The sequence below is a fragment of the Cryptosporangium sp. NPDC051539 genome, from assembly GCF_044454545.1.
Lineage (GTDB): Bacteria > Actinomycetota > Actinomycetes > Mycobacteriales > Cryptosporangiaceae > Cryptosporangium.
The window spans coordinates 490,539-516,362 of the sequence record NZ_JBITDV010000006.1 but is presented as its reverse complement, the minus strand read 5'-3'; the positions used below and the strand labels follow the sequence as shown (position 1 = coordinate 516,362).

At 72.1% G+C, this 25,824-nt stretch carries 29 protein-coding genes; 14 read left to right on the top strand and 15 right to left on the bottom strand.

Annotated elements, in window-relative coordinates:
- Positions 1 to 132: 132 nt before the first annotated feature.
- Positions 133 to 1,344, top strand: coding sequence for a PucR family transcriptional regulator (locus ACIBZJ_RS21600; RefSeq protein ID WP_395932177.1), 1,212 nt, complete (start codon positions 133 to 135; stop codon positions 1,342 to 1,344).
- Here ACIBZJ_RS21600 and ACIBZJ_RS21595 read toward each other — a convergent pair.
- A complete protein-coding gene (locus tag ACIBZJ_RS21595) occupies positions 1,311 to 2,090 on the bottom strand; it encodes an SGNH/GDSL hydrolase family protein (RefSeq protein WP_395932175.1) in 780 nt (259 codons plus the stop codon). The genes ACIBZJ_RS21600 and ACIBZJ_RS21595 overlap by 34 nt on opposite strands.
- A 299-nt stretch (positions 2,091 to 2,389) precedes the next feature.
- Positions 2,390 to 3,229, bottom strand: a complete 840-nt coding sequence (locus ACIBZJ_RS21590; protein ID WP_395932174.1) for a LysR family transcriptional regulator — start codon at positions 3,227 to 3,229, stop codon at positions 2,390 to 2,392.
- A 97-nt stretch (positions 3,230 to 3,326) separates the two neighbouring features.
- Between ACIBZJ_RS21590 and ACIBZJ_RS21585 the strand changes: the two genes are divergently transcribed.
- Positions 3,327 to 4,049, top strand: a complete 723-nt coding sequence (locus ACIBZJ_RS21585) for an SDR family oxidoreductase (protein ID WP_395932172.1) — start codon at positions 3,327 to 3,329, stop codon at positions 4,047 to 4,049.
- A 54-nt stretch (positions 4,050 to 4,103) separates the two neighbouring features.
- On the opposite strand, the gene ACIBZJ_RS21580 is transcribed toward ACIBZJ_RS21585, so the two are convergent.
- From ACIBZJ_RS21580 to ACIBZJ_RS21550, 7 genes are all read right to left on the bottom strand, one after another.
- On the bottom strand, positions 4,104 to 4,751 hold the full coding sequence (locus tag ACIBZJ_RS21580) for a hypothetical protein (protein ID WP_395932170.1): 648 nt from the start codon (positions 4,749 to 4,751) through the stop codon (positions 4,104 to 4,106).
- A gap of 190 nt (positions 4,752 to 4,941) precedes the next feature.
- Entirely contained in the window at positions 4,942 to 5,508 is a 567-nt protein-coding gene (locus tag ACIBZJ_RS21575; RefSeq protein WP_395932168.1) for a maleylpyruvate isomerase family mycothiol-dependent enzyme, read from the bottom strand.
- Complete coding sequence (locus ACIBZJ_RS21570) at positions 5,505 to 5,936, bottom strand: SRPBCC domain-containing protein (protein WP_395932166.1); 432 nt, start codon at positions 5,934 to 5,936, stop codon at positions 5,505 to 5,507. The genes ACIBZJ_RS21575 and ACIBZJ_RS21570 overlap by 4 nt, the downstream gene beginning before the upstream one ends.
- Entirely contained in the window at positions 5,933 to 6,253 is a 321-nt protein-coding gene (locus ACIBZJ_RS21565; protein WP_395932164.1) for an ArsR/SmtB family transcription factor, read from the bottom strand. The genes ACIBZJ_RS21570 and ACIBZJ_RS21565 overlap by 4 nt, the downstream gene beginning before the upstream one ends.
- A 32-nt stretch (positions 6,254 to 6,285) precedes the next feature.
- Positions 6,286 to 7,209, bottom strand: coding sequence for a TIGR03619 family F420-dependent LLM class oxidoreductase (locus ACIBZJ_RS21560; protein WP_395932162.1), 924 nt, complete (start codon positions 7,207 to 7,209; stop codon positions 6,286 to 6,288).
- Positions 7,206 to 7,616 carry a nuclear transport factor 2 family protein gene (locus tag ACIBZJ_RS21555; protein ID WP_395932160.1) on the bottom strand — a complete coding sequence of 137 codons (411 nt, stop codon included), beginning with the start codon at positions 7,614 to 7,616 and terminating at the stop codon, positions 7,206 to 7,208. The genes ACIBZJ_RS21560 and ACIBZJ_RS21555 overlap by 4 nt, the downstream gene beginning before the upstream one ends.
- A gap of 62 nt (positions 7,617 to 7,678) precedes the next feature.
- Positions 7,679 to 8,044: a DoxX family protein gene (locus ACIBZJ_RS21550; protein ID WP_395932158.1), complete on the bottom strand. Its 366-nt coding sequence runs from the start codon at positions 8,042 to 8,044 to the stop codon at positions 7,679 to 7,681.
- Positions 8,045 to 8,243: 199 nt separating this feature from the next.
- On the opposite strand from ACIBZJ_RS21550, the gene ACIBZJ_RS21545 reads away from it, so the two are divergent.
- Positions 8,244 to 9,155 (top strand): acyl-CoA desaturase, encoded by a 912-nt coding sequence (locus tag ACIBZJ_RS21545; RefSeq protein ID WP_395932156.1) that lies wholly within the window; start codon positions 8,244 to 8,246, stop codon positions 9,153 to 9,155.
- A 33-nt stretch (positions 9,156 to 9,188) separates the two neighbouring features.
- Positions 9,189 to 10,112, top strand: a complete 924-nt coding sequence (locus tag ACIBZJ_RS21540) for a MerR family transcriptional regulator (protein ID WP_395932154.1) — start codon at positions 9,189 to 9,191, stop codon at positions 10,110 to 10,112.
- On the opposite strand, the gene ACIBZJ_RS21535 is transcribed toward ACIBZJ_RS21540, so the two are convergent.
- Entirely contained in the window at positions 10,086 to 10,496 is a 411-nt protein-coding gene (locus ACIBZJ_RS21535; RefSeq protein WP_395932152.1) for a hypothetical protein, read from the bottom strand. The genes ACIBZJ_RS21540 and ACIBZJ_RS21535 overlap by 27 nt on opposite strands.
- A complete protein-coding gene (locus tag ACIBZJ_RS21530) occupies positions 10,493 to 10,888 on the bottom strand; it encodes a hypothetical protein (protein ID WP_395932150.1) in 396 nt (131 codons plus the stop codon). Before ACIBZJ_RS21530 ends, ACIBZJ_RS21535 begins: the two co-directional genes overlap by 4 nt.
- Positions 10,889 to 11,115: 227 nt before the next feature.
- Between ACIBZJ_RS21530 and helR the strand changes: the two genes are divergently transcribed.
- The 3 genes from helR to ACIBZJ_RS21515 all read left to right on the top strand — a co-directional run bounded on the left by helR (position 11,116) and on the right by ACIBZJ_RS21515 (position 14,870).
- Entirely contained in the window at positions 11,116 to 13,236 is a 2,121-nt protein-coding gene (gene helR, locus ACIBZJ_RS21525; protein ID WP_395932148.1) for an RNA polymerase recycling motor ATPase HelR, read from the top strand.
- Positions 13,237 to 13,320: 84 nt separating this feature from the next.
- Positions 13,321 to 13,833 (top strand): SigE family RNA polymerase sigma factor, encoded by a 513-nt coding sequence (locus tag ACIBZJ_RS21520; protein WP_395932146.1) that lies wholly within the window; start codon positions 13,321 to 13,323, stop codon positions 13,831 to 13,833.
- 2 nt (positions 13,834 to 13,835) lie between these two features.
- Positions 13,836 to 14,870 (top strand): hypothetical protein, encoded by a 1,035-nt coding sequence (locus ACIBZJ_RS21515; RefSeq protein WP_395932144.1) that lies wholly within the window; start codon positions 13,836 to 13,838, stop codon positions 14,868 to 14,870.
- Between the two features lie 65 nt (positions 14,871 to 14,935).
- Here ACIBZJ_RS21515 and ACIBZJ_RS21510 read toward each other — a convergent pair whose 3' ends face one another.
- Complete coding sequence (locus ACIBZJ_RS21510) at positions 14,936 to 15,718, bottom strand: aminoglycoside phosphotransferase family protein (RefSeq protein ID WP_395932142.1); 783 nt, start codon at positions 15,716 to 15,718, stop codon at positions 14,936 to 14,938.
- Positions 15,719 to 15,775: 57 nt separating this feature from the next.
- Here ACIBZJ_RS21510 and ACIBZJ_RS21505 point away from each other — a divergent pair, with 57 nt between their 5' ends.
- Positions 15,776 to 16,132 carry a VOC family protein gene (locus ACIBZJ_RS21505; RefSeq protein ID WP_395932140.1) on the top strand — a complete coding sequence of 119 codons (357 nt, stop codon included), beginning with the start codon at positions 15,776 to 15,778 and terminating at the stop codon, positions 16,130 to 16,132.
- Here the strand turns inward: ACIBZJ_RS21505 and ACIBZJ_RS21500 are convergent.
- On the bottom strand, positions 16,125 to 17,072 hold the full coding sequence (locus tag ACIBZJ_RS21500; protein ID WP_395932138.1) for a ribose-phosphate diphosphokinase: 948 nt from the start codon (positions 17,070 to 17,072) through the stop codon (positions 16,125 to 16,127). The two genes, ACIBZJ_RS21505 and ACIBZJ_RS21500, sit on opposite strands and share 8 nt — an antisense overlap.
- Before the next feature lie 149 nt (positions 17,073 to 17,221).
- Between ACIBZJ_RS21500 and ACIBZJ_RS21495 the strand changes: the two genes are divergently transcribed.
- From ACIBZJ_RS21495 to ACIBZJ_RS21480, 4 genes are all read left to right on the top strand, one after another.
- Positions 17,222 to 18,016 (top strand): ArsR/SmtB family transcription factor, encoded by a 795-nt coding sequence (locus ACIBZJ_RS21495; protein WP_395932136.1) that lies wholly within the window; start codon positions 17,222 to 17,224, stop codon positions 18,014 to 18,016.
- A 142-nt stretch (positions 18,017 to 18,158) separates the two neighbouring features.
- Positions 18,159 to 18,938, top strand: coding sequence for a TIGR02452 family protein (locus tag ACIBZJ_RS21490; protein WP_395932134.1), 780 nt, complete (start codon positions 18,159 to 18,161; stop codon positions 18,936 to 18,938).
- 55 nt (positions 18,939 to 18,993) lie between these two features.
- Positions 18,994 to 20,664: a phosphatidylglycerol lysyltransferase domain-containing protein gene (locus ACIBZJ_RS21485; RefSeq protein ID WP_395932132.1), complete on the top strand. Its 1,671-nt coding sequence runs from the start codon at positions 18,994 to 18,996 to the stop codon at positions 20,662 to 20,664.
- Positions 20,665 to 20,690: 26 nt separating this feature from the next.
- A complete protein-coding gene (locus tag ACIBZJ_RS21480; protein WP_395932130.1) occupies positions 20,691 to 21,368 on the top strand; it encodes a response regulator transcription factor in 678 nt (225 codons plus the stop codon).
- On the opposite strand, the gene ACIBZJ_RS21475 is transcribed toward ACIBZJ_RS21480, so the two are convergent.
- A complete protein-coding gene (locus ACIBZJ_RS21475) occupies positions 21,341 to 22,768 on the bottom strand; it encodes an ATP-binding protein (protein ID WP_395932128.1) in 1,428 nt (475 codons plus the stop codon). The genes ACIBZJ_RS21480 and ACIBZJ_RS21475 overlap by 28 nt on opposite strands.
- Positions 22,765 to 23,901 (bottom strand): alpha/beta hydrolase, encoded by a 1,137-nt coding sequence (locus ACIBZJ_RS21470; RefSeq protein WP_395932126.1) that lies wholly within the window; start codon positions 23,899 to 23,901, stop codon positions 22,765 to 22,767. The genes ACIBZJ_RS21475 and ACIBZJ_RS21470 overlap by 4 nt, the downstream gene beginning before the upstream one ends.
- 84 nt (positions 23,902 to 23,985) lie before the next feature.
- On the opposite strand from ACIBZJ_RS21470, the gene ACIBZJ_RS21465 reads away from it, so the two are divergent.
- Together ACIBZJ_RS21465 and ACIBZJ_RS21460 are read left to right on the top strand one after the other, a co-directional pair.
- Positions 23,986 to 24,747, top strand: coding sequence for an SGNH/GDSL hydrolase family protein (locus ACIBZJ_RS21465; protein WP_395932124.1), 762 nt, complete (start codon positions 23,986 to 23,988; stop codon positions 24,745 to 24,747).
- A 96-nt stretch (positions 24,748 to 24,843) separates the two neighbouring features.
- Positions 24,844 to 25,818, top strand: coding sequence for an AraC family transcriptional regulator (locus ACIBZJ_RS21460; protein WP_395932122.1), 975 nt, complete (start codon positions 24,844 to 24,846; stop codon positions 25,816 to 25,818).
- Positions 25,819 to 25,824 lie beyond the last annotated feature (6 nt).

Genomic DNA, 25,824 nt, shown 5'->3' with positions numbered 1-25,824 from the left:
CCCGGCCGGTTACCCCAGAGGCTCCTGACCGTCCACATTGCCAGAGGGTATCGATGGCGTTACAGTGAGTCGCCGGGCGGCCGGTGGTGTCTCCGGAGCCGGCTGTGCCAGGGCCGGCAGGAGGTGATCGATGTGGTCGCCGCTGAACATGTGGACTCCCCCGATCGCACCGTGATCGCCGCCGCCGCCCGGTCGCTACTGGCCACGGTTCCCGAGCTGACCGACCGGCTCGTCGCGGAGTTCGCCCGCCGCGAAGGCGTGATCCTCGCCGCCGAGGTCCGCACGATGCTCTCCGGGCTCTGCCGCTCCGGCCTCGAGGCGGCCATCGCCACCCTGGAACGACCCGACGGCGACCGTCCCGACCTGCGCGTCGCCCACGAGATCGGCACGCTCTGGGCCGCGCGCGGCCTCCCGCTCGACTCGCTGCTCCGCCTCTACCGGCTCGCCGGCCGCGTCCTCTGGGAGAGCCTGCTGCAGGCTGCCGGTCCGGCCGCCGCCGGCACGCTCGCCTATCAGGTCGGCGGCGTCCTGCGCGGCATCGACCAGGAGTCGACCGCCGCCGCGTCCGCCTACCGCCAGGCCGAGGGACGCCTGCTCCCGGTCGGCCGCGCCCACGTCGCGTCGGCCATCGACGTACTCCTCAGCGGACGCCCGGCCGACGCCACCGCCGTCGAGGCCGCCGCCGACGTCCTCGACCTGCCCGGCCGGGGACGGTACGTCGTCGCGGTACAGCGGCCAGGGGCCCCGCGCTCGCTGGTCACCGCCTACGGCCGCACCACCCACGGAGGCCTGCGCTTCGCCTGGCGCCGGGGCCGCGACACCGACCGGGTGCTCGTCCTGCTCGGCGACGCGACCCTCGACGTACTGGAGACCGTGCTGCGGCCGCTGGCCCAGCACGCGGTGGGGATCGGTCTGCGGGTCGATCGGCTCACCGAGGCCGGCAAGAGCCTGCGCACCGCCGAACTCGCGGTCCGCACCTGCGGAAACGCCCCGGAGATCGCCCGCTTCGATCGGCGGCTGCCGCACGCGCTGGTGCTGGCCGAGCCCGAACTGGCCGACGACCTGGTCCGGGAGGTGCTCGGAGCCGTGCTCGCGCTTCCGGCCCGGCACCGCGAGCCGCTGCTCGACACGCTCGAAGCCTGGCTGCGCTGCGAGGGCTCGGCGGTCGCGACCGCCCGCGCCCTGTACTGCCACCGCAACACGGTCCTCTACCGGCTGCGGCGGCTGCAGGAACTGACCGCGAGGTCGCTGGGCAAACCCAGCGACCTCGTCGATCTCGCTCTGGCGCTGTACGCGGTGCGGGTGGCGGTTCAGCCGATGATGGACCTGACCAGCGGCGCGTAGCCACCGGAGTAACCGGCCCTGGTCGGGTGGTAGGTGTCGGTCGCCGGGATCACGACCCAGCCGTTCGTGTACGGCGTCGCCGCGCAGACGTCATGTCCCGACCAGGACGAATTCGGATCGGCGTAGGTGAAGCCGGCGGCTCGGGCCCGCGTCCGGATGACGTCGTCGAGGTTGTCGACGAGGGCGTTGAGCCCGTTCGCCTCGGCCAGAGTGACGCCGGGGGCGGCGGAGCAGGTGCGTCCGGCGAACGGTTTCGGGTAGCCGAGCACGACGACGGTCGCGTTCGGCGCACGGCCGCGGATCGCGGCGTAGGTCGCGTCGAGCTTCGCCGGCAGCGAGCCGGTGATCTGGGTGTTGGCCGAGGCGATCGTCGACGCGCAGTTGGCCAGCGTGCAGGAGACGACCAGGCTGACGAACCCGATGTCGTTCCCGCCGATCGTGATCGTGACGTACTTCGTCGAGGCGCTCAGGCTCCCGGCCTGCGAGTTGGTGACGTCCGTCGTCACCGCGCCCTGGCAGGCGACGAACGTCAGAGCGGTGTTCGGACGCTGAGCCGCCACCAGCGAGGGGTAGGCGTACGTGTTCCGGCCGCAGCCGAGGCTGAGGTTGCTGCTGGCGGCGCCGTTGCCGGCCGAGTAGGAGTCACCGAGGGCGACGTACTGGTCGGGCGCGGCCTGGGCGGGCGCGGCGTGGAGCGCGACCAGCGCGAGCGCGGCGACGATCGGTAAGGAAAGACGACGAAGCATGGCGGGACCTCCGATTCGAGAAGGCCGCCACGTCGACGCGATCGCGCGATTCGGTCTCCGGGGGGCGAAATCGACTGTCGGGCGTCGCCTCCCGGGCGTCAACGACTACGGACGAACGCTGTACCCGGTGCACGATCCGGAGCCCTCCGGTTGGTACCGGGTGAATACTGGATCGTTCCGCCGAATCGGCGCCGCCCCGCCGCACCGTCGGCAGCGACGATCGCGCCTGCACGGGCCGGAGACCGTCCGGCCCGCCCAGTCGTCCGCGGACGCGTTCCTCGCCGGCATCACCCGCTTGCTCACCCCCGGGTGGCGGCACGCACGAGGTCGGCCACCGCCCGCGAGCGGCTGTGCGGGGGCCAGGCGATCACGGTCGTCACCCGCGGGGCGTCGGCTACCGGCACCGCCGTGACGCCGTCGCGGACGCGCGTCCGGGCCGACTCCGGGATCACCGCCGACGCCCGGCCGAGCTCGATCAGCTGCACCAGCTGCTGATGCTCGTGCACCTCGGGTCCCGGACCGTCGGGATACGTCCCGTCGCGCAGCGGCCAGCGTGCGGACGGCAACCCGGGCAGCGTCGTGGCCTCGGCCAGCAGCATCGACGACCGCGTCGCCGCCGGATGACCCGACGGCACCAGCACGACCTGCCCCTCGGTCGACAGTTCCTCGAAGTCGAACCCCACCGTGTCGTCGAACGGCCGGTGCAGCAGCGCGACGTCGGCCCGGCCGTCGCGCAGGTACTTCTCCTGCTCGCCGATGCCGCACAGCTGCACGTCGACGGTGACCGCGCCGGGTTCGGCGGCATACGCGTCGAGAAGCTTCCCGAGCAGTTCGCTGGAGGCACCGGCCTTCGACGCGAGCACCAGCGCCGGGGCCTCGGGAGCGGCCCGGCGGGTCCGGCGCTCGGCGGCGTCCACCGCGTCGAGGGCGGCCAGGCCCTCGCGGAGCAGGACGGCCCCGGCCTCGGTCAGCGCGACGGCCCGGCTGGTGCGTTCGAACAGCGGCACGCCGAGGCGCCGCTCGAGCTGCTGGATCGTCCGCGACAGCGGCGGCTGCGCGATCCCCAGCCGTTCCGCGGCCCGGCCGAAGTGCAGTTCCTCGGCCACCGCGACGAAGTACCGCAGCTCCCGCGTCTCCATGCGCCCCACGCTACCCGCCGATCGATACCGCTGGGGTATCGATCACCACCCAGACGGTGTTGGCCTCCCGCCCCGGGCCGAGGCCACGATCGAAGGCATGAGCGACAAGACGACCGCGCTGGTCACCGGCGCGAACAAGGGCATCGGGTACGAGATCGCCGCGGGCCTGGGCGCACTCGGCTGGAGCGTCGGCGTCGGCGCCCGGGACGACGAGCGCCGCGAGGCCGCCGTCGAGAAACTGCGCGCGGCCGGCGTCGACGCGTTCGGCGTGCCGCTCGACGTGACCGACGACGCGAGCGTGGCCGCCGCGGCCGCGCTGCTGGAGGAGCGAGGCCACCTCGACGTACTGGTCAACAACGCCGGGATCACCGGCGGATTCGACCAGGAGCCCACAAAAGCCGATCCCGCGGTCATCCGGACCGTCGTCGAGACCAACGTCATCGGCGTCATGCGGGTCATCGACGCGCTGCTGCCGCTGCTGCGCCGCTCGGCGTCGCCCCGGATCGTCAACCTGTCGAGCAGCGTCGGGTCGCTGACCCGGCAGTCGCTCGACAACGGACAGACCGGACCGCTGAGCATGGCCTACGCGCCGTCGAAGACGTTTCTCAACGGGATCACGGTGCAGTACGCGAAGGCGCTGAAGGACACGAACATCCTGATCAACGCCGGGTGCCCGGGCTTCGTCGCGACCGATCTCAACGGCTTCCGCGGCGTCCGGACGCCCGAGCAGGGAGCGGCGATCGCGATCCACCTGGCCACGCTGCCCGACGACGGCCCCACCGGCGGCTTCTTCGAGGACGCCGGTCCGGTGCCGTGGTGATCAGCCGCCGCCGAGACCGGCCTTCGTGGCCGCGTTCTCGGCGGCGAGCCGCGGTCATCGGCGTTCGACCCGAGTCACGAAGACGTCCACCGACGCGGCCAGCGCCGGAAACGTCGACACCTGGACGTGGTCGCTGGCGGACAGCGCCCCCACGGTCAGGTCATGGCGCAGGATCGCGACGACCAGGGTGGCCGGGTGCTTCGCGCCCGTCTCGTGGCCCGCGCTGGGGTCGACGCGCGGGGCCGTCCACCGGTGCCGGGCGTTGTCGCCCGCGCACTCGCGCAGGACCCGGTCGCTGGCCAGCCAGTAGCCCGATCCGTCGTCGGCGAGGAAGCCGATCAGCGCGTCGTAGCCTTTCGGAACCGTGCACGTGCCGGTGGCCACGAACCCGGCGGTATCACCGCTCGAACGGATCGTGAGCTCTCCCGACCAGCCGGGCCGCGGCGAGGTGATCGTGGCCCGGCCGGCCGTCGGCGGGGCCTCGCGGCGCAGCGCCGCGGGTAAGACGGCCACCAGGACGGAGACCGCCAGCACGCCGGCCACGACGACCGTCCGGCGGCGGAACCAGCGCGGCAGCAGATCGAACGTCGTCGCCGCGAGCAGCGCCACGACCGCGAGCACGAACGGGAGCCGCACCTCCCAGGGCCAGGCCCAGAACCGCGTCAGCGACGGTAACGCCAGGAGTCCGATCACGACGCTCACGCGCTGCAGGACCGTGTAGACCGACGGCTCCCGGGGCAAGGGGTCGCGCCCGGCTGGTCTTCGCGAGGATTGCTTGCGCCTGAGCAACGATCGGCCCCCCACCCCGAAGCCCATGACCTGGCCCGCAGTGTAGCGACCCGGTCCGGGCCCGCTCTACCCCACTTGAGCTGCGGTTTCTCTGGCGCGGAGGTCAGCTGCGACGCAGGGTGCGGCCGTCGGGCAGGGTGCGGCCGCCCAGCAGCGCGACCAACGCGCCGGTGTCGGCGCGCACGACCCGGCCGGTCCCCCGGCTCCACTCGTCGTCGGTGTCCTCCAGCCGGACGCCGTCCAGGTCCAGCCCGAACCAGTTGGCGTCGGCCAGCCCGTCGCGAACCGCGCGAAGGGCCAGCACCGGCGCCGCCGGGGGCAGATCCCGCGCGATCGTGACGTCCAGAGAATGAATGACGGCGTGGCTCAGCGCGCCGGCCGCACCACCGCCGGGGGGCTGCCAGGCGTGCAGCTCCGGGGACCGGAGCTGACCGACGAGCTCGGCCACCGGTAGCGCTCCGTCCCGTAGGGCCACCGTGTCGGAGAGCACGCCGAAGTCGCCGTCGGCCGCGGCCAGCTCGGCTCCGAACAGGTCGGGGGTCAGCCGTACCGGCATCGTGACGTGCGCGATCACGTGGCGGACCAGCCATTTCTCGCACAGCGACGGAGCGTCCCAGTCGTCCGGAGACACCGACGCGAGCCGGTCGTAGGTCGTCGCGACCCAGTTCATGAACGCTCCATCCGTTCGAGGTGCTCCTCGAGCTCGTCGAGGGAGGTGGCGAAGCCGGCGCGGGCTTCCGGTTCGCGCGGGGCGTCGGGGACGTGCCGTTGGTGGATGACGACCTCGGTGGTGCCGTCCCCGAGGTCGGTGAGCGTGCTGGTCGTGTGCATGCCGCCGGCCGTCTCCACCCAGGCGAGCAACGACGGCGGGTCGACCTCGGTGAACGTCGCGACCATCCGGTGGCTACCGCCCGGCCCGATCATCAGCGTCTCGAAGCGGCCGCCGGGCCGGAGTTCGACGACGATGCCGTCGAGCGGGGTGATCATGCCGCGCGGCCCCCAGAACTGGGCGAGTTCGGCGGGTTCGGTGAGGCAGCGCCAGACCAGGTCGCGGTGCGCCTTGAACACTCTCCGGTAGACGAGTTCGTCCCCGCTCACTGCTCGTCCTGCAGGTGGGCGAGGCGCGTCTCCAGGCGGTCCATGCGGTCGGACCAGGTACGGCGGCTGTCGTCGATCCACGAGCCGACGGCGTCGAGCGCCGCCGGCTCGAGGCGGCACGGCCGGGTCTGCCGGTGCCTCCCGCGGGTGATCAGGCCGGACCGCTCGAGCACCTGGACGTGCTGCGACACCGCCTGCATCGTCATCGCGTAGTGCTCGGCCAGCTCTTTCACGGTGGCGTCGCCCGCGCTGAGGCGGACGACGATGTCGCGCCGGGTGCGGTCGCTGAGCGCGGTGAAGACGGCGTCGAGTTCCATGCCGGTTACTCAAGCATTTACTTGATCAAGCGTCAACTTGATCTCGAAGCCTCCCGGAACGCGGACACCAGCGGGCCGAGCGCCTCGGTCCTGGGCTCGCGCTCGACCGGCAGCCGGGACACGGCGAGCCGGAAATCCGTCACCCCGGCCGCGATCAGCGCGGGTACCGGCTGCACGGTCGCGGCCACGTCGAGCCGGCCGGCCCCGTCCCGGACCCCGCGCAGACCGCCCACCACCCCGATCCGCAGCGGATCGACGCCCGCCGCGGCCACGCCCTCCCGCATCGCGCCGATCGCCCGGGGAAGATCGGGCGTGTCCCACGGGATCCAGCCGCTCCCGTACCGCGCCAGCCGCCGGATCAACCGCGGCGACAACCGGCCGCTCACCCAGATCGGCACGCCTTCGGCCGCCACGGGTTTCGGCATCATGTGGATGCCGCCGGAACCCGGCACGGTCGCGACTCGCGAACGCCACAGCTCCTGACAGGTGGCGATCGTCTCGTCGAGCAGCGCACCGCGCGCCGAGAAGTCCAGGCCGGCGGCGTCGTACTCCTCCCGCTGCCACCCGACCCCGACGCCCAGATCGAGGCGCCCGCCCGACAGCACGTCCAGGGTGGCGGCCGCCTTGGCCAGCACGACCGGCCGGCGCAGCGCCGCCAGCAGGATGTTCGTCCCCAGCCGCACCCGGGACGTCTTGCCGGCCAGCACCGAGAGCGTCGTCATCGGTTCGAGCCAGTGCCCGTCGGGTCCGGTCGGCTGCCGTCCGCCGGTTATGCCGCCGAGGGACGGATCGCCGTAGGACGAGAGCGATTCGCCGAACACCACGTGGTCCGAGAGCACGATCCGGTCCACCCCGGACTCGTCCGCCGCCACCGCGGCGTCGAACAGGTGCTGCCACGACCCCGGATCCGACGCCGCGAACGACGGCACCGCCATCGACAGCTGCGGCCGGGTCATGACCCGATTTTCCGATCGTCGATCCACTGCACCCGGACGTCCCGGCGCGCGAAGCGCCAGTCGTCGCCGACCCGGCGATACCGATCCTCGTAGTGGATCGCGATCACCTTGTCGTCGGCGCCGGTCACGTGGTGGGCCAGGCAGTAGGCGTCCCCGGCGGCATCATCACCCCTGAGGACGGACACCAGGTGGTTCCCGACGAAGTGGAACGTCCGGTCGTAGCGGCCCAGCCGGACCGGCACCTGTGCCAGTTCGGTGATCACCGAGGGCGTCCGGCCCGGCCAGTGGACCACCAGCGAGGCGTCCGGCGCGAACAACGCCGCGAACCCGTCGCCGTCACGCCGATCGCACGCGAACGCGTAGAGGTCGACCAAGCCCCGCAGCGAAACCCGAGCCGCTAAATCCACGGTTCTTTATAGCGGCCGGACGGCTGTATCGGCGGGCGCCGGCACAGCCGCCCGGCGTCGCCTCACACGACCGCGGTGCCCAGCCACGCCGCCACCGCGGCCAGCACCAGCAGCACCACGTTCAGCGGCAGCAGTTTCGCCTCGCCCCGCCGCACGTGCGTGACGATGCCGCCCACCTGTACCAGCGCCAACCCCACGGCCGCCGCGATCGCGAGCCAGGCCGCGATCCCGGTCAGCGGCGGCAGAATCAGCCCGATCGCCCCGAGCAACTCCAGCACCCCGATCGTCCGCACCAGCGGCATCCCGAGCTGGTCGACCCACCCCATCATCGGCCGGAGCTGGTCCTGGCTCCGGACCACCTTCTGGCCACCGGCATAGAGATAGAACACCGCCAGCAAGCCGGCGACGATCCAGTACGCGATTTCCATGGCGACCTCGTTAGTGACGACCGGTGAGAAGCCACATCATGCGGCACCGAGGACCCCTGCTCGTCGACGGGAGGAGCCTGATCGCGCCCGCGCCCGCCCCGGCGAGCCGGGGGATCGCGCCCGCGCCGGGAAGTAGCACTTCACGTCGTAGCTGTGTCGTATTCGTCGGGTAGCCCCGCGGCGGAGTTACGGTCCGGAAGTGCCGAAGAGCCTGCTCGCCGGGCGGCGACCACTGCCCGCCCACCTGACCGTCTACGCGTTCGTCGTCCTGCCGTTCGTCGCCCTGCTCGCGGCGGTGCCGTTCGCCTGGGGCTGGGGCCTGAGCTGGGTCGACGTCGCCTTGGCGGTGATCTTCTACGTGGTGACGTGCCTGGGTACGACGGTCGGCTACCACCGATACTTCACGCACGGGTCGTTCAAGGCCAAACGTCCGCTGCGGGTGGCACTCGCGGTCGCCGGGAGCATGGCCGTCCAGGGGCCGATCCGGCACTGGGTCGCCGATCACCGCCGCCACCACGCGTTCTCCGACCAGCCGGGAGATCCGCATTCGCCCTGGTTGTTCGGCACGTCGCCGCTCGCGCTGGCGCGCGGGTTCTGGCACGCGCACCTCGGCTGGATCCTCGACCGGTCGCTGACGAATCAGGAGCGCTTCGCGCCCGACCTGATCGACGATCGAGACATGCGGATCGTGCACCGGTTGTTCGGCCCGCTGACGGTCGTGACGCTGGCCCTGCCCGCCGTGCTGGGCGGCGTGATCACGATGTCGTGGTTCGGGGCGCTGACCGCGTTCTTCTGGGCCGGGCTGGTCCGGATCACGCTGTTGCACCACGTCACCTGGTCGGTGAATTCGGTCTGCCACATGGTCGGCGAGCGTCCGTTCGCGGCCCGCGACAAGGCGACGAACTTCTGGCCGCTGGCGATCCTGAGCATGGGTGAGGCCTGGCACAACCTGCACCACGCCGACCCGACCAACGCCCGTCACGGCGTCCGCCGCGGCGAGATCGACGTCTCGGCCCGGGTGATCTGGATCTTCGAGCGTCTCGGCTGGGTGTACGACGTCCGCTGGCCCACCCCGGAGCGCCTCACCAAACTCCGCCGCGTTCCCGCTTGAGTTTCCAGCCACTGGAGGCTGCACCCTGAGGTCGTGAACGACCTCTACTCCATCGGCGAGCTGTCCGCCCGCACCGGCCTCCCGGTCCGCACGATCCGTTTTTATGCGGACGAAGGAATCGTGCCGCCCACGGCCCGGACCGCGGCGGGCTACCGGCGCTACGACACCGGCGCGCCGGCCCGGCTCGAACTCGTCCGCGCGCTGCGGGACCTCGGGCTCGACCTGGGCACGATCCGGCGCGTCCTGGAGCGGCAGGTCGCTCTCGCCGACGTCGCGGCCGCCCACGCGGACGCGCTGAAGGCCCAGGTCCAGCTGCTCCAGGCCCGTCGCGCGGTGCTCGGACTGATCGCCGCACGCGGCACCCAGCCCTCGGAGGTGTCTCTCTTGAACCGTCTCGCCCGCCTGTCCGCCGCCGAGCGGGAGCGTCTCGTCGCCACGTTCATCGACGAGACGTTCGGTGATCTCGACGCCAACCCCGACTTCGTCGCGCTGCTGCGCGCGTCGCTGCCGGAGCTGCCCGCCGACCCGACCCCGCAGCAGCTCGACGACTGGGTCACGCTCGCCGAGCTGATCAACGACCCGGACTTCCGCGCCGCCGCCCGCCGCGCCGCCGAGCACCAGGCCGCGAACGACGAGGCCGGCCTGCACGGCGCGCTCACCGAGCACGTCCGCGCGCGGGTCGAGGTGGCCCTCGCCGATGGCGTCGACCCGGCCTCGCCCGAAGCCGGCCCGATCGTCGACGAGCTCGTCGCCGCGTACACCGCCGAGTTCGACCGGGCCGACGATCCCGCCTACCGGGCCGCGCTGCGCACCCGGATCGAGATCGGCGCCGATCCGTACGCCGAGCGGTATTTCCAGCTCGTCGCACGGCTGGCCGGAGCGCCGGAGATGCCGACGCTCCAGCCCGTCGCCCGCTGGCTCACCACCGCTTTAGGAGCCCACCCGGCCCCGCGCTGACCGGTGCTTCCGGGCGATGTGCACCCGGGTGGTCGCCGACTCGACCACGGCGCTGAGCGCAATCGCGGCGATCATCGTCGAGCACGGCTGGATCCACTCGTGCCACTCGACCGCTCGCGTCAGGCCCGGGTAGGCCGTGATCGCGTAGGCGAACGCGAGGCAGCTCACCAGGTGGTAGACGAACGGGTTGCCCTCCCAGAACCCGTAGATCAGCGCGGTGCAGACCACGAGGACCAGAAGCGGGACGAGCGCCCGCACGTCACCGTCGGACAGGCCGAAGGCCGTGACCCAGATGACCTGGGCCAGCACGAACTCCATCACGACGAGCGTGAGCCGGGGCGCAACCGGCCGCGGCCCCGGCCCCGGGGACACGGCGGGGTTCACCGGGCCACCTGCCCGCGCCGAGCCCGCTTGGGCCGGACGATCCACGGCCGGGTCGTCGACGACGAGATCAGCACGTCGATGACGAACCCGGTGGCCATGATCAGGCCCGGGCCGATCCACTCGTACCACTTGTCGGCCCTGGTCAGCGAGGGGTAGGCGGTGAAAATGTAGGCCAGCGCGAGCAGGATGGTCGCGACGTACACGAACCGGTTGCCCAGGAACTGCCCGGCGACGAGGGCGCTGGTGAGAACGAACAGCATGGCCGGGATCAGCACCAGCAGGTCGGCCGCGAGGATGCCGTCGATGGTCACCCAGACGAGCTGGATCAGCGCCAGCTCCATCAGGACGACCGTGACCTTGCCGATGAGCGGCTTGGGTAGGAGCTCGGACATCTGTTCCATGGAGTGACCCCCGGAGGTGTGGACGACGATGTCCACAAGGGTCAATCACCGGGCGGGGGAACTCGTTTCCAGCGGCGACGCCGCGACTGTTCGGTCGGTGACACATCAACCGCCGCGGCGGGCGAGGTGGCCCAGATGCCGTACCTGTTCCCGTTTGAACGTATAGCAGCGGGGGGTTGTTGCGGCAAGCCCCGGGTCAGGGCCCAGAATTGCCCTTCGTGAACGCATTCGATCTCCCCGCGAACCTCGCCGCCAAGGCCGGCCCAGCGCTGATCGCCGACGACGAGAAGCACTTCGCGGCGATCGCTGACACCCTCACGCAGACGATCGCCGACCTGTCCGACCGCCTCGACGCCGCGCGCCGGGCCCCGGGCGGCCTCGGTCAGGAGGCGCTCGACCGTGACCTGGAGGTCCACCGGCTGACCGCCCGTCTCCGGACGATCCGGAGGTACGGTCTCGACCTCACCCTGGGCCGGATCGTCCGCGCCGGCGAGCCCGAGCCGCTGTACATCGGGCGGCTCGGCCTCACCGACAGCGACGGCCACCGCCTGCTCGTCGACTGGCGGACCGCCGCCGCCGAACCGTTCTTCGGTGCGACCCACGCCAACCCGATGGGCCTGGTCAGCCGGCGTCGTTACCGCTGGACCCGCGGCCGGATCACCGACTACTGGGACGAGGTCTTCACGCCCGACGGGCTCGAGGGCCACGCCGCGCTCGACGACCAGTCGGCGTTCATCGCCAGCCTCGGCACCAACCGGTCGGCGCAGATGCGCGACGTACTGGGCACGATCCAGGCCGACCAGGACGCGATCATCCGCGCCGGTTCCCGGGGTGCGCTGGTCGTCGACGGCGGCCCCGGCACCGGCAAGACCGTCGTCGCCCTGCACCGCACCGCGTACCTGCTCTACTCCGATCCGCGGCTCGGCTACCGGCGGGGCGGCGTCCTGTTCGTCGGACCGCACCAGCCCTACCTGGCGTACGTGGCCGACGTGCTCCCGAGTCTGGGCGAGGAGGACGTCCAGACCTGCACGCTGGGCGATCTCCTGCCCGAGGGCGCCGGAGCCGTACCGGAGACCGACGACGAAGCGGCGCGCCTCAAAGCGTCCGCCGAGTGGGTGAAGGCCGTGGACGCGGCCGTGCGCTTCTACGAGGAACCACCCACGAAGGCGGCGCGGATCGCCGGCCTGTGGCTCTCGGCCGGCGACTGGGCCGAGGCGTTCGACGCACCCGGACACGGCACCCCGCACAACGAGGCCCGGGAGGCAATCTGGGAGGAACTCGTCGAGATCCTGGTCGCCAAACAGTCCGACGCGGCGAAACAGGACGACCTGCGCAAGGCGCTGGAGCACCACCAGGACCTGCGGGCGATGCTCAACCGGGCCTGGCCGCTGCTGGACCCGGCCGACGTCGTCAGCGATCTCTGGTCGGTGCCGGCCTACCTGCGCAAGTGCGCGCCCTGGCTCGTCCCGGACGAGGTTCGGGCCCTGCAGCGGACGGACGCGAAGGCCTGGACGGTCGAGGACCTGCCGATCCTGGACGCCGCCCGGCAGCGGCTCGGCGACGCCTCCGCGGGCCTGCGTGACCGGCGGCGCAAGGCGCTGCTGGCGCGCCGGCGCGAACAGATGGACCAGGTCGTCGACAACCTGATCGAGGCCGCCGACGACGAGTACGGCATGGGTCTGGTCACGATGCTGCGGGTCGAGGACTTCCAGGACGTGCTGGTCGACGACAGCGGCCTGCCGGTCGCCGACCCGGACGCGCTGGCCGGTCCGTTCGCGCACATCGTGGTCGACGAGGCGCAGGAACTGACCGACGCGGAGTGGCAGATGCTGCTGCAGCGCTGCCCGTCCCGGAGTTTCACGATCGTGGGCGATCGCGCGCAGGCCCGCCACGGGTTCACCGAGTCCTGGGAGGAGCGGCTCCGGCGCATCGGGCTCGACCGCGTCGAGCTGGCGTCGCTGACGATCAACTACCGGACGCCGGAGGAGGTCATGGCCGAGGCCGAACCGGTCATCCGGGCCGCGCTGCCGGACGCGAACGTGCCGACGTCGATCCGCAGCAACGGGATGCCGGTGGTGCACGGCCCGGTCGCCGCGCTCGAGGGGATCCTCGACGAGTGGCTGGCCGCGCACGCCGAGGGCGTGGCCTGCGTGATCGGTGCGCCCGGGTTCGAGGCGCGGCCCCGGGTGCGGTCGCTGACCCCGGTGCTGTCGAAGGGCCTCGAGTTCGACCTGGTCGTCCTCGTGAGGCCGTCGTCGTTCGGCCAGGGCATCGAAGGCGCGGTCGACCGCTACGTGGCCATGACCAGGGCGACCCAGCAGCTGGTGATCCTCGAATGACCCGGGCCTGAACTCGCGGACAACCGAATCCGCCGCCGGGCGCCTCTGTCGAAAGGAGGGACGTCCGGGAGCGAAGGGGATGGCGTGGTCGATCCACGGGAACAGGCGTATCGCGAGTTCGCTCAGGAACGCCTGCCGAGCCTGCGCCGGTTGGCGTACGTGCTCAGCCAGGACTGGCACCGCGCCGACGATCTGGTGCAGGGCGCGCTCGTCCAGATCTACGTGCACTGGGACAAGGTGTCCGCGGCCACCGACCGCGCCGCCTACGCCCGCACCACGCTGGTGCGGGTGTTCCTGAACGAGCGCCGGACGTCCTGGGCGCGCCGGGTGGTGCTCGTCGACGAGCCGCCGGACGTGGCGGCGCGCCCCGAGCCCGACTCCTCGGAGTCGCTGACGCTGCGGTCGGCGCTCGCCGGGCTCCCGCCGCGGCAGCGTGCGGTGCTCGTGCTGCGGTTCTGGTCCGACCTCTCGGTCGAGCAGACCGCCTCCGCGCTCAGCTGCTCGCCCGGCACCGTCAAGAGCCAGACGTCCAAAGCGCTCGCGTCCCTGCGCCGCGTACTACCCGACAACGAACACACGACCGGGCGGAGGAGCTGACCATGGATGAGACCCGCACCCGCGCCTTGCTGGCCGAGATCTCCGCCGATCCGTCGCCGCCGACCGAGGTCGACCTCGACCGGGTCGTGGTGCTCGGCCGCCGTCAGCGGCGCAGGACCGGGCGGTGGGTCGCGGCCGCCGCCGCGGTGGTGGTCCTGGTGGTCGCCGGCACGACCGTCGCGCTGCTCCGCCCGGACCCGGTCCGGCCCGCTCCGGCGGTGACCGCACCGGCCCCGCCGCCGGTCACCGCTGCCCCCACCAGCTTCGATCCGCTGCGGACGCTCATCGAGCCCGGGTGGTTGCCGGAGGAGCTGAAGCAGGTGACCCACACCGTGAGCCCCACTCGCGAAACCTACGAGGTGTGGGGGTACACCTGGGGAGACATCACGATCGACCTCGTGGTGCCCGGAACCAAGGGTCCTTTTTATGGTGGCCAGACGGCAGCGCCGGTGCCGGCGCCGAAGGTCAACGGTGTGCCGTCGACGTGGACCGCCGGGCCGAAGGGCAAATCGGGGGGCGGGTGGCTCACCTGGGAATGGGCACCGGGAGCCCAGGCGGTCGTCCGGGTGCTCGGCTTCGAGGACGCCCGCACGGTCGCGGTGCGGGTGGCGTCGTCGACGCGGGCCGGCGCCGGAAAACCGGTCACGATGCCGTTCACCGTGCGGCGGCCGACCGGGCTGACGCTGGTCCACACCAGCGTCGCGCGGGTGCTGGGTTCCCCCGAGGCGCAGATCTCGTTCAACGGCGACGGCGGTGCCGCCCACGCCGTGACCGTCGCTCTCGCCCCTGGCCCGCCCTCGCCGCCTCTGGACGTGAACGCCACGCTGAACGGCGTCCCGGTCAGGATCGAGGAGACGTCGCTCGAGGTGACGATCCAGCGCCAGTCCGGGCCGGACGTCTACACGGTGACCTGCCAGGTCCGGAAGGGCCACTCGGTCGCCGAGGTGCGGGCCGAGTGCGAACGGGTGGGCGGGAGTCTGCGGCCGGTCGGCTCGCTCGCCGACGACTCGACCTGGACCACCACGCCGGTCCGCTAGGTCGCCCGGGCCGGGTCGACGACGTGGAGCGCGCCGGCACCACGGCCGGGCCGGCGCGTCCGCCACTACCGGGGCGGTAGCTCCCAGAACTCCGCCGGGAACGCCTCGATCTCGCCGGCCGACCGTTCGAGGTTCTCGGCCACCGGGATCAGGGCGGTGCCGGCCGGGTCGCCGGTGCCCGCCAACTGGCGGATCACCTGGGCCTGCACCCGCGCCCGCTGCACGACGACCGCGCCGAACGCGCCGCGGTCACCGGAGTACCCGTAGGAGTCCAGCAGCAGGTGCAACCGGCGCGAGCGGTCGTCGGGTGCGGTGAACCCGAACATCCGGGCGGCCTCGGGCGTGTAGAGCGGTACCCACGAGAGCGCCGAGAACGCCAGGTCGAGCTCCCGGGTGGACGGACCCGCCGTATCCCAGTCGAAGAACCCGAGCAGCGTGGCGCCGGAGTACACCGCGTTGTACGGCGCCGCGTCCTGGTGGCCCACGACCAGCCCGGGCTTCAGCTCCCGGCCCGAGAACCACCGTTCGCCCTCCGGCGGCACGAACGACTCGGTCGCGTCGTGCAGACGCCGCAGCCAGGCGCCGACCTGCACCAGCGTCGAGTCCTCGAACGCCCAGCCCGGCCACGGAACCCGTGCCCCGATCACGTCACCCGGCAGGTACGAGAGCATCTCCCGGCCGTCCGGATCGAATCCGAGCGCCGTCGGAGCGCCCTCGAAACCCACCGAGGCCAGATACTGCAGCAACGCGTGCACGGTCGCGGTCCACGGCTTCGCCGGCTTGTGGACGACGTCGTCGATCCGGACGGCGCCGCCCATGTTGCCGCCCGCCAACCGCTGTTCTGTCATAGGCGAGTGATACCAACGTAGCGAACCGTGCCGATACTCAATTTCGCCGGAGGCCCCGTGGCAATCGCCCGTTTCCCCAGCCTGGTCATCGACTGCGCCGATCCCGGCGAGCTCGCGGCGTTCTACGGCACGATGCTCGACTGGAAGGTGCGCACGTCCCCCGGCTGGGCCGACGTGAAGGCCGACTACGGCCAGTGCATCTCGTTCCAGCAGGTGGAGAATTACCGCCCGCCGGTCTGGCCGGGTCAAGACGTGCCGCAGCAGCTCCACGTCGACGTGGTGGTCGACGATCTCGACACCGCCGAGGCCGCGGTCCTGGAACTCGGCGCGACCAAGCACGAACACCAGCCCGGCACGACGTTCCGGGTCTTCCTCGACCCGGCGGGCCATCCGTTCTGTCTCTGCGTCAGTTGACCGAATCGAACAGCGCGCTCACCGACTCGCCGTCGTGGATCCGGCGCATCGCCTCGGCGAGCGCCGGAGCGATCGACAGCACCTTCAGCTTGTCGATCCGGTCTCCGGCCGGGATCGGCACCGTGTCGGTGCACACGATCTCGGTGACGTCGGGCTGATCGCCGAGCCGCTTCAACGCGCCCGCGGCGAACAGGCCGTGGGTGCACGCGAGCCGCACCGACCGCGCGCCCAGCTCGCGAAGGCGTTCCAGCAGTTCGAGTACCGTGCTGCCCTTCGCGATCTCGTCGTCCAGCACGATGATGTCCCGCCCGGCGACGTCGCCGATCACCGAACTGATCGACACCCGGTCGTCGGCGAAGCGCTGCTTGGCCCCGGCCGCCACCGGCACGCCGAGCCGCCGCGCGAAGCGGGCCGCTTCCTTGGCGTTGCCGAGGTCGGGCGAGACCACCGTGGTGTTCGACAGGTCGTACTGCGAGAAGTGCTCCGCCAGCTCGCGCAGCGCGTGGAGGTGATCCACCGGCACGCTGAAGAACCCGTGCACCTGCGGCGAGTGCAGCGTCATCGTCAGGATGCGGCTCGCACCTGCGGCGACCAGCAGGTCGGCGACCAGGCGGCCGCCGATCGAGATCCGCGGAGTGTCCTTCTTGTCCGATCGCGCGTAGGCGTAGTGCGGCAGGACGACTGTGGTTCGCGCCGCCGACGCGCCGCGCGCGGCGTCCAGCATCATCAGTAGTTCGACGAGGTGCTCCTGCACGGGCCGCACGAGCGGCTGGACGAGGAACACGTCGCGCTCCCGGCAGTTGCCCTGCAGTTGTACTTCGAGGCAGTCGTTGGCGAACCGGTCGACGCGAACCGGCAGCAGGGGGGTCTCGAGGTACTCGCAGATGGCGGCGGCCAGGTCGCGGTGGGCACTACCGCTGAAGACAGCGATCTCCCGCACAGAGTGCTCCAGTCAGATGCGTGATCGACGACCCGAGCTTATCGGTTGCCACCACCGGACCCGGGGCGCGGACCGGCGCTCGTCCGCGTTCGAACGGCCTTGACACGCAACTTTTCGGTTCCCTATCTTAGGCAACCGGGAGGTTGCCGATGGATGATCCGATCTTCAAAGCGCTCGCCGACCCGTACCGCCGGCTGCTCCTCGACCGGCTGAACGAACACAACGGCCAGAGCCTGCGGGAACTCTGCACCGATCTCGACCTGACCCGCCAGGCGGTCAGCAAGCACCTCGCGGTGCTCGAGGCCGCCGGCCTGATCCGCGCCGCGCGCCAGGGCCGCGAAAAACTGCACTATCTGGACGCGGGGCCGATCACCGCGATCGCCGACCGCTGGATCAACCGGTACCACCGCGATCGCACCCGTGTTCTCGCCGACCTCAAGCACACCCTGGAGGCCCCCATGAGCCGCGCCGAGTTCGTCTACACGACCTACATCCGCACGACGCCGCAACAACTGTGGAACGCGCTGCGGGATCCCGAGTTCACCCGCGCCTACTGGGGCGTGACGTTCCGCTCCGACTGGACCGAGAACGCACCGATGGCCTGGGAGGAGAAGGGCAACACGACCGACGATCCCGCACAGCGCGTGCTCGTCGCCGACCCGTACCGGCGCCTCTCGTACACCTGGCACACGTTCACGCCGCAGTGGGCCGAGGCCGCGGGCGTCGACGAGCAGACCCGCGCGACGATCGCCGCCGAGCCCCGCTCGACCGTCACGTTCGACCTCGAACCGGCCGAGGACGGCGTGGTGAAGCTGACCGTGATCCACGGCGACCTCGACCCGGACGGCCTCCTCCACGACATGCTGCGTGGCGGCTGGTCGCGCCTGCTCTCGGACCTCAAGACGCTGCTCGAGACCGGCCGCGTGCTCGCCGAGGTCGGGTAGCCGGCGGCCCGGCCGAACCGCGCCGCCGGCCGGCCGGTCTAGTAGTAGCTCGGGCTCCTTCTGCGAGGATCGGCAGTCGCGAGCCCGTACGCCTCCGCCCGGCGGGCACGCCGAGTACTCCAGATGGGACGATGGAGACCTCATGATTCGAGAAGCGCGCCGCGCGATAGCCCAGGAAACGGTGGAAATCATCGAACGCGGCGGCTACGGCGAGGTGGCGTTCCCCGACGCCATCACCGCGGCCGTGGCCGGAACCCGGCTGTACCGGCCGGGCGACCCCGTCCCGGCCCCGACCGGCGCGCGCGGCGTCGCGTCGATAGCGGTGACCAACGAGACCTCGCTGGCGGCGGCGCGGCGGCTCGGCGTCCGCAGCGCCTGTCTGAATTTCGCCTCGGCGCGCAGCCCCGGCGGGGGCTTCCTCAACGGCGCGGAAGCGCAGGAGGAGAGCCTGGCGCGCGCCTCCGCGCTCTACCCCAGCCTGCGCGCGGCCGACGAGTTCTACGCCTACCACCGCGCGAACCCCGACCCGATGTACTCCGACCGGGTGATCTACTCCCCCGGCGTCCCGGTCTTCCGCGACGACGACGGAACCCTGCTCGCCGAGCCCTACCCGGTCTCGTTCCTGACCTCGGCCGCCCCCAACCGCACCGCGATCGCCCCCGAGCACCAGCCGGAGATCCCGGCCGTGATCGCCCGCCGCGCCGGCCGCGTCCTCGCGATCGCGGCCGCGCACGGCCACCGCCGCCTGGTACTCGGCGCCTGGGGCTGCGGTGTCTTCGGCAACGACCCGGCCACCGTCGCGGAGATCTTCGCGACCGCGCTGCGCGAGGGTCCCGCTTTCGACGAGGTCGTGTTCGCGGTCCTCGACCGCGCGCCCGGCACCCCTACCTACCAGGCCTTCGTGGACGCGTTGCCGCGCTGAGCCGCCGGCGGTCGTCTTCAGCGTGCGTTCAGCTCCACTGCGGTGATCTGCTCCCATGACTCTCCCCCGGGCTGCCGCCGCACGCTGGGCCACCCGCCTGACGTTCGCGACCGGCGTGGTCATGCTGGTCTCCGCACTGCTGCCCGCGTTGCCGCGGCGTGAGCACCTGCTGGCCGAGTTCCTCCCGGTCGAGCTGTCGGCGACGGCCAACGCCGCGGTCGCGGCGACCGGCGTGCTGATCGTCCTGCTCGCCGGTGGGCTGCGCCGCCGCAAGCGCGCCGCCTGGCGCGCGGTTCTGGCGCTCTGCGCGGCCGCCGTCGTGCTGAACGTCGTCAAAGGTCTGGACGTCGAGGAGTCACTGCTCGCGGGCCTCCTGGCGGTGCTGCTCGTCGTACTGCGCGACGAGTTCCGGGCGACGCCGCCGAGCACCAGGTGGTGGCTCCCGCTGGTCACCGTGGGCGCCCCGGTGGTGGGCACCGGCTACGGCGTGGCGTTCCTGCTGCTGCGGCGCGACCACCTGCGGGGCACGGCCGACCTGGCCTGGCAGGCGTTCTGCGGGCTGGCCGGACAGTCGGCGCTGCGCTTCACCGACACCGCGACCCAGTGGCAGTTCGAGACCATCACCGGTACGTTCGGCCTGCTCACGGTCGTGCTGGCGGGCTGGACCGCGCTCCGGAGCGGCCGCCGCGAACCCGGGCTCGACCCCGCCGACGAGAGTGCGCTGCGCGGCCTGCTCGACCGCTACGGCTCGAACGACTCACTCGGATACTTCACGCTGCGCCAGGACAAGTCGGTGATGTTCTCGGCCAGCGGCAAGTCGGCGATCGGCTACCGCGTGCTCAACGGCGTCAGCCTGGCCGCCGGGGACCCGATCGGCGACCCGGAGGCGTGGCCGGGCGCGATCGAGGCCTGGCTGTCCGAGGCCCGCGCGCACGGATGGGCCCCGGCCGTCCTCGGCTGTGGCGAGCGGGCCGGGGAGATCTACGCCCGCTTCGGGCTGGGCGCGCTGGAACTCGGCGACGAGGCGATCCTCGACACCACGTCGTTCAGCCTCGAGGGCCGGACGATGCGGGTGGTGCGGCAGGCGGTGAACCGGGTCGAGCGATCGGGCGTCACCGCGACCGTGCACCGTGTGGGCGACCTCGACGCGGCCGAGGTCGCGGAACTCATCGCCGCCGCCGACGCGTTCCGTGACGGCCCGGTCGAGCGCGGGTTCTCGATGGCGCTCTCGCGTCTCGGCGATCCCTCCGACCCGGACTGCGTCGTGGTGGTGGCGCGCCGCGACGGTCAGGTGCAGGGGTTGCTGCACTTCGTGCCCTGGGGGCCGAACGGGCTGTCGCTCGACCTGATGCGCCGCGAGCGCGAGAGCGTCAACGGGATGGTCGAGTTCCTCGTCGTCGCGGCCGCCCGGGAGGCCGCCGCGCTGGGCGTCGACCGGATCTCGCTGAACTTCGCGGTGTTCCGCTCGGTGTTCGCGCGCGGTGAGCGGATCGGCGCCGGTCCGGTGCTGCGGGTGTGGCGCGGGCTGCTCCTGTTCGCGTCCCGGTTCTGGCAGCTCGAGTCGCTCTACCGCGCGAACGAGAAGTTCCGGCCCCGGTGGGAGCCGCGATTCCTGTGCTACGCGTCGGCCCGGGACGTGCCCCGGATCGCGATGGCGGCACTGCGGGCCGAGGCGTTCCTGGTCTCCCCGCACGTGCTGCTGCGTGGGCGCGCAGCCGTGAGATGACCCTACTATCGCAGAGGGAGGTCACCGTGCGTGTGCTGCTGGTCGAAGACGAAGCCGGGCTCGCGGCCACGCTCAAGCTGGGCCTCGCCCGCGAGGGCTGGGCCGTCGACGTCGCCGACAACGGCATCGACGGCGTGTGGGCGGCCACCGAGCGTCACTACGACGTGATCGTGCTCGATCTGATGCTGCCGGGCCTCAACGGATATCAGGTGTGCGAACAGCTGCGCGCCGACAAGGTCTGGACGCCGATCCTGATCCTCACCGCCAAGGACGGCGACTACGACCAGGCCGAGGCGTTCGACACCGGAGCCGACGACTACCTGGTCAAACCGTTCAGCCTGGTGGTGCTCACCGCCCGGCTGCGCGCGCTGGTGCGCAGGGGCGCGCCGGAGCGTCCCGCGGTGCTGAGCGCGGGCGACCTCACGCTCGACCCGGCCCGCCGGGTGGTGGCCCGCGCGGGCTCGGAGATCGCGGTCACGCCCCGCGAGTTCAGCGTGCTCGAGCACCTGATGCGCCACGCCGGGAGCGTCGTCACGAAGACCGAGGTGCTGGAGAGCGTCTGGGACGAGAACTACGACGGTGACTCGAACATCGTCGAGGTCTACGTCGGCTACCTGCGGCGCAAGATCGACCTCCCGTTCGGCCGGTCGTCGCTGCGGACCGTGCGCGGGGCCGGCTACCTGCTCGCCTCCGACGGCGGTTGAGCGTCAGGAGCGTCGGCCGCGTCGTCCGGATGGATCGGAAGGGTGATCCGGAAGCGGGCTCCGCCGCCCTCGGCGTCACCGACGGTGACTTCTCCGCCGTGGACCAGCACGATCTCCCAGACGATCGCGAGCCCCAGCCCGCTGCCGCCGGACCCGCGTTCCCGGCTGCCGTCCAGCCGGACGAAGCGGTCGAAGATGCGCACGCGGTCGGTCGCGGCGACGCCCGGCCCGTCGTCGGTGACCTCGACGACGGCCGACACCTCCTCGCGGCGGACCGAGAGCGCGACCCGGGACGCCGCGTGCCGGGCCGCGTTGTCGGCCAGGTTGCGGATCGCGCGGGCCAGCTGGAACCGGTCGCCACGCACCCGCACGGCCTCGACCGAGGTCGTCACCACGACCTTCCCGGCGGTCGCCAGCCGTCCGCGTTCGGCGACCACCAGGTCGTCCAGGTCGACGTCCTCGTCGCGGCGACGCAGGCCGTGCTCGTCGGCCTTGGCCAGCAACAGCAGGTCGTCGATGATCAGGCCGAGCCGCTCGGACTCCTGCCGCGCCAGGCGCAGCGTCGGCCGGGAACCCGCCGGGAACACGTCGTCGTCGAGCAGGTCCAGCGCGGTGAGCACGGTCGCCAGCGGGCTGCGCAGCTCGTGGCTGGCGTCCGCGACGAACCGGCGCTGAGCGGCGACCGCGCCCTCCAGCCGGTCGAGCATGCGGTTCATCGTCCCGGCGAGCTGGGCGATCTCGTCGCGGGTTCCGGGCACCGGTACCCGGGCGCCGAGGTCCTCCGCGGTGATACCCGCGACTTTCGCCCGGATCCGCTCGACCGGCAGCAGCGACCGCCCGGTGAACCACCAGGTCGCGGCCGCGACGATCGCCAGCAGCACCGAGTTGACCAGCAGCAGGAGACCGGCCGCGTCGCCCACGCTCTCGTCCACCGGGCTCAACGCCCGGAAGGCCACCACGCGGTACGTCCCGCGGCCGGTCGAGACCCCGACCGCCACGAGGTGCACGCGCGCGTTCCCGGCCTCCGGCAGAACTACGTCTTTGCGGACGATCTCCCCGGCGCGAGCACCGGCGACCGCCGCCGGCCAGGCCGCCCCGGCCGCCCGGCCCCGGCCGACCGGGCGCCCGGACGGATCCAGGACGACGACGCTCGCCGGGTCTCCGGCACGCCGGCGGGGTTCGACCGGCCGGCCCGACCCCCGGATGTCGGCCGCGACCGTCGTCGCGCGCTCGGTCACCGTGTCGTCGACCCGCTGCAGCAGCGAATGCCGGTAGAGGACCAGGAACGCCCCGGTCGCGACCGTGAGTGCGACCGCCACGACGAGAGCCGCTGCCACCGCCGACCGGGTCCGGATCCCGGTGACGCGCCAGCGGGCCCGGACGGTGCCGGCTCGGCTCATCGTCGCAGGGTAACCTGCACGTCCGACCGGGGGTTGTTCTCGACGACGGCCGGGGTGGTCGGGGACGGCATCCGCTGCCCGAGCCAGTCCAGTGCCGGTGGGAGCGCGGCCTTCCAGACGCCGATGTTGTGCCCGCCGGACGGGACCGTGACCGTGGTGAGGTCCGCGTTCCTGCGCACGGCCCTCCGGAACGACCGGGCTTCGCGCATCGCGCTCCGGTCCCCGCCGCTCGCGAACACGTAGAGCGAGGGACGCACCGGGTGATGGCGCACCCACCACTGCGGCGAGTTGGCGCGGCGCACGGCGGCGTCGCCCTGGTAGAGGTTGCCGGTCGTGCGGTCGGTGAGCGCGGTGAAGTAGCCGCTCAGCGACACCGCGGCCCGGTACGTGTAGGGGTAGTGCAGCGCGAGGTTGACGGCGCAGAACCCGCCGGTGGAGAAGCCGAGCGTCGACCAGGAGCCCGGGGCGGTCGAGGCCCGGAACGCGGCCCCGATGTCGGCCGGTACGTCGACGGCCAGGTAGGTCTCGTTGCGTTCGCCGTGCACGGCGTCCACGCACTCGCCGTCGTGGGTGTCGTAGAGCTTCGGGGCGACGGCGATCACCGGCGGGATTCGACCGGCCGAGATCTCCCGGTCGAGCACCGCGGCGATGTGCAGCGCGTGCGCCCAATTGCCCGGGCTGCCGGAGTAGCCGTGCAGCAGCTCGATCACCGGGAACCGCTGGGTGGGCCGCGCCCGGTCGAAGTAGGCGGCGGGCAGGTAGACCAGGCCGTCCCGGGTGAGGCCGGCCTTCGGGCCCGGCATCGTCCACGGCACGATCGAGCCGTGCCCGTGCGCGGCCTGCTGCGCCGCCCGGTTGAGGTCGGCGGTGGGCAACTGCTGGTGACGCAACTGGGCGGCGGCGGCCAGCCGGGCGTCCCCGGGGCTGTTGAGCAGGTCGGACCAGGAGCTGTAGAAGCCGAGGCTGCGGTTCACGACGTCGGCGGTCAGGCCGATCGGGAGTGCGATCACGAGCAGCAGGCAGGCGATCCGGAGGGGCCAGGCGACGGCTGCTTTCGGAGGCCGGGCCCACAGCGCCGTCATTCCGGCGAGCGCGGCGAGCAGGCCGGCCGCGAACAGAACGAGGAGGGGCACGCCGGTCAGAGTCACGGCCCGTAGTGTGGGCGCCGGAACCTGAAAACTCGCTGTACACAGGTTGGCGGGTTACCGTCCGCCCTGATGGCAACGTTTCGGCTCCTGGTGATGCTTCTCGCTACCCTGCTCGTGGTGGACTACATGCCGGCGCCGGTCGCGTCGGCCACCCGGCCGACCGGGCCGTGGACGATCACCGCGCTGGGCGACTCGGTGACGGCGGGCAGCGCGTGCGACTGCCGTCCGTTCACCGACCTGTACGCCGACCTCACCCGGGAACGCACGGGGGTGCCGGTGACCAGCCGGAATCTCGGCGTGCCCGGCCAGACCAGCGACGGCGTCCTCGCGACGCTCAACGGCGACAGCGAAACCGCCTGGCAGGTGGCCGACAGCGACATCGTCCTGGTGACGATCGGCGCGAACGATCTCGCCGGATCGCTGGCCGACTGGCAGGACGGCGGGTGTGATCTCGGCTGTTTCCGGCGGGAGATGCCGGGGATCCAGGCGGACGTCACCGCGATCGTGGAGCGGATCCGCGAGCTCCGGGCCGGTCAGCCCACGGAAGTGCTGGTGACCGACTACTGGAACGTGTTCCGCGACGGTGATCAGGCCGCGTCGCTCGGAACCGCCTACCGCACGATCAGCCGCCAGGTGACGGCGCTGGCCAACGCCGCGATCTGCGCGGGAGCCGCGTCGGAGGCCGCGACCTGCGTCGATCTGGTGGGGCCGTTCACGGCTGATCCGACGAAGTACCTGGCGGCGGACGGTGACCATCCGGACGCCGCCGGTCACGCGGAGATCGCCGAGGCGCTGGCGACGCACGGATGGCACGAACTGACGTCCGCCTAGCCCGGAGAGCGGGGCGGCGTTAACGGGGTTTTCGTCCGTAGGATCTCCGCGGCAGCGGCGACCGGGTCCCGCTCCCCTCCGGAGGTGACCCTGGCCATGGACGACGCAGTAGACCCCGTGCACCGGTTCCGCATCTCGACGCGCGACGAGGCGGAGACCGAGGAGTTCATCCGTCAGATCTACGTCGGCAACCGCATGCGCTTCCTCGGCTCGGACCGGAGCGCCCGGTTCACCGCGACGGTCGCCGAACACACCGGCATCGCCGCCGGCGAGGTCCGCTCCAACGTCGACTACAACGCGCTGACCGATCCGTTCGACCACTACGTCTTCCTGTCGATCCGCTACGGCCGCCTCCGGGTCGTGAACGGCTGCGAGGAAACGCTGCTGCACGCCGGCGACAACTACTTCTACCCGCTCGGCAGCCCCCTCGACGTCGAGCTGTTCGACATGGGCGTACGGACCCTCCAGCTCCCCGCGACGCGGATGGCCCAGACGGCCGAGCAGACGGCCGGGATCCGCCCGGCCGACCTCCGGTTCGACTCGACCCGGCCGATCTCGACGGCGCTCGCCCGCCAGTGGACCGCGCTGGTGAACCTGACCAGCGCGATCCTGCTGTCCGACGACGCACCGGCCCCCGACGCCCTGCTGTCGGAGGAGCTGACCCGCACGGCCGCGATCACCGCGCTGCACGTGTTCCCGAACAGCGCGCTGACCGGCGCCTACCGGCCCGGTCCGGGCTGGGTCGGCGCCGCACCGGTCCGCCGGGCCGCCGCGTTCATCCAGGCGCACGCCGACCAGCCGCTCACGCTGGAGCAGATCGCGGTCGCCGCGGGCATCGGCGGGCGAGCGTTGCAGTACGCGTTCCGGCGTCACGTCGACGCGACGCCGATCGGCTACCTGCGGCGGATCCGCTTGGAGCGCGCCGCCCAGGAACTCCGCGACGCCGATCCGGCGAACGGGGTCACGGTCGCCACGGTCGCGCGTCGCTGGGGCTGGGCCAGCGCGAGACAGTTCGCCGCGGCCTACCGACGACGGTTCGGCGTGCTCCCCAGCCACACGCTGCGCAAGTGAGGAGCG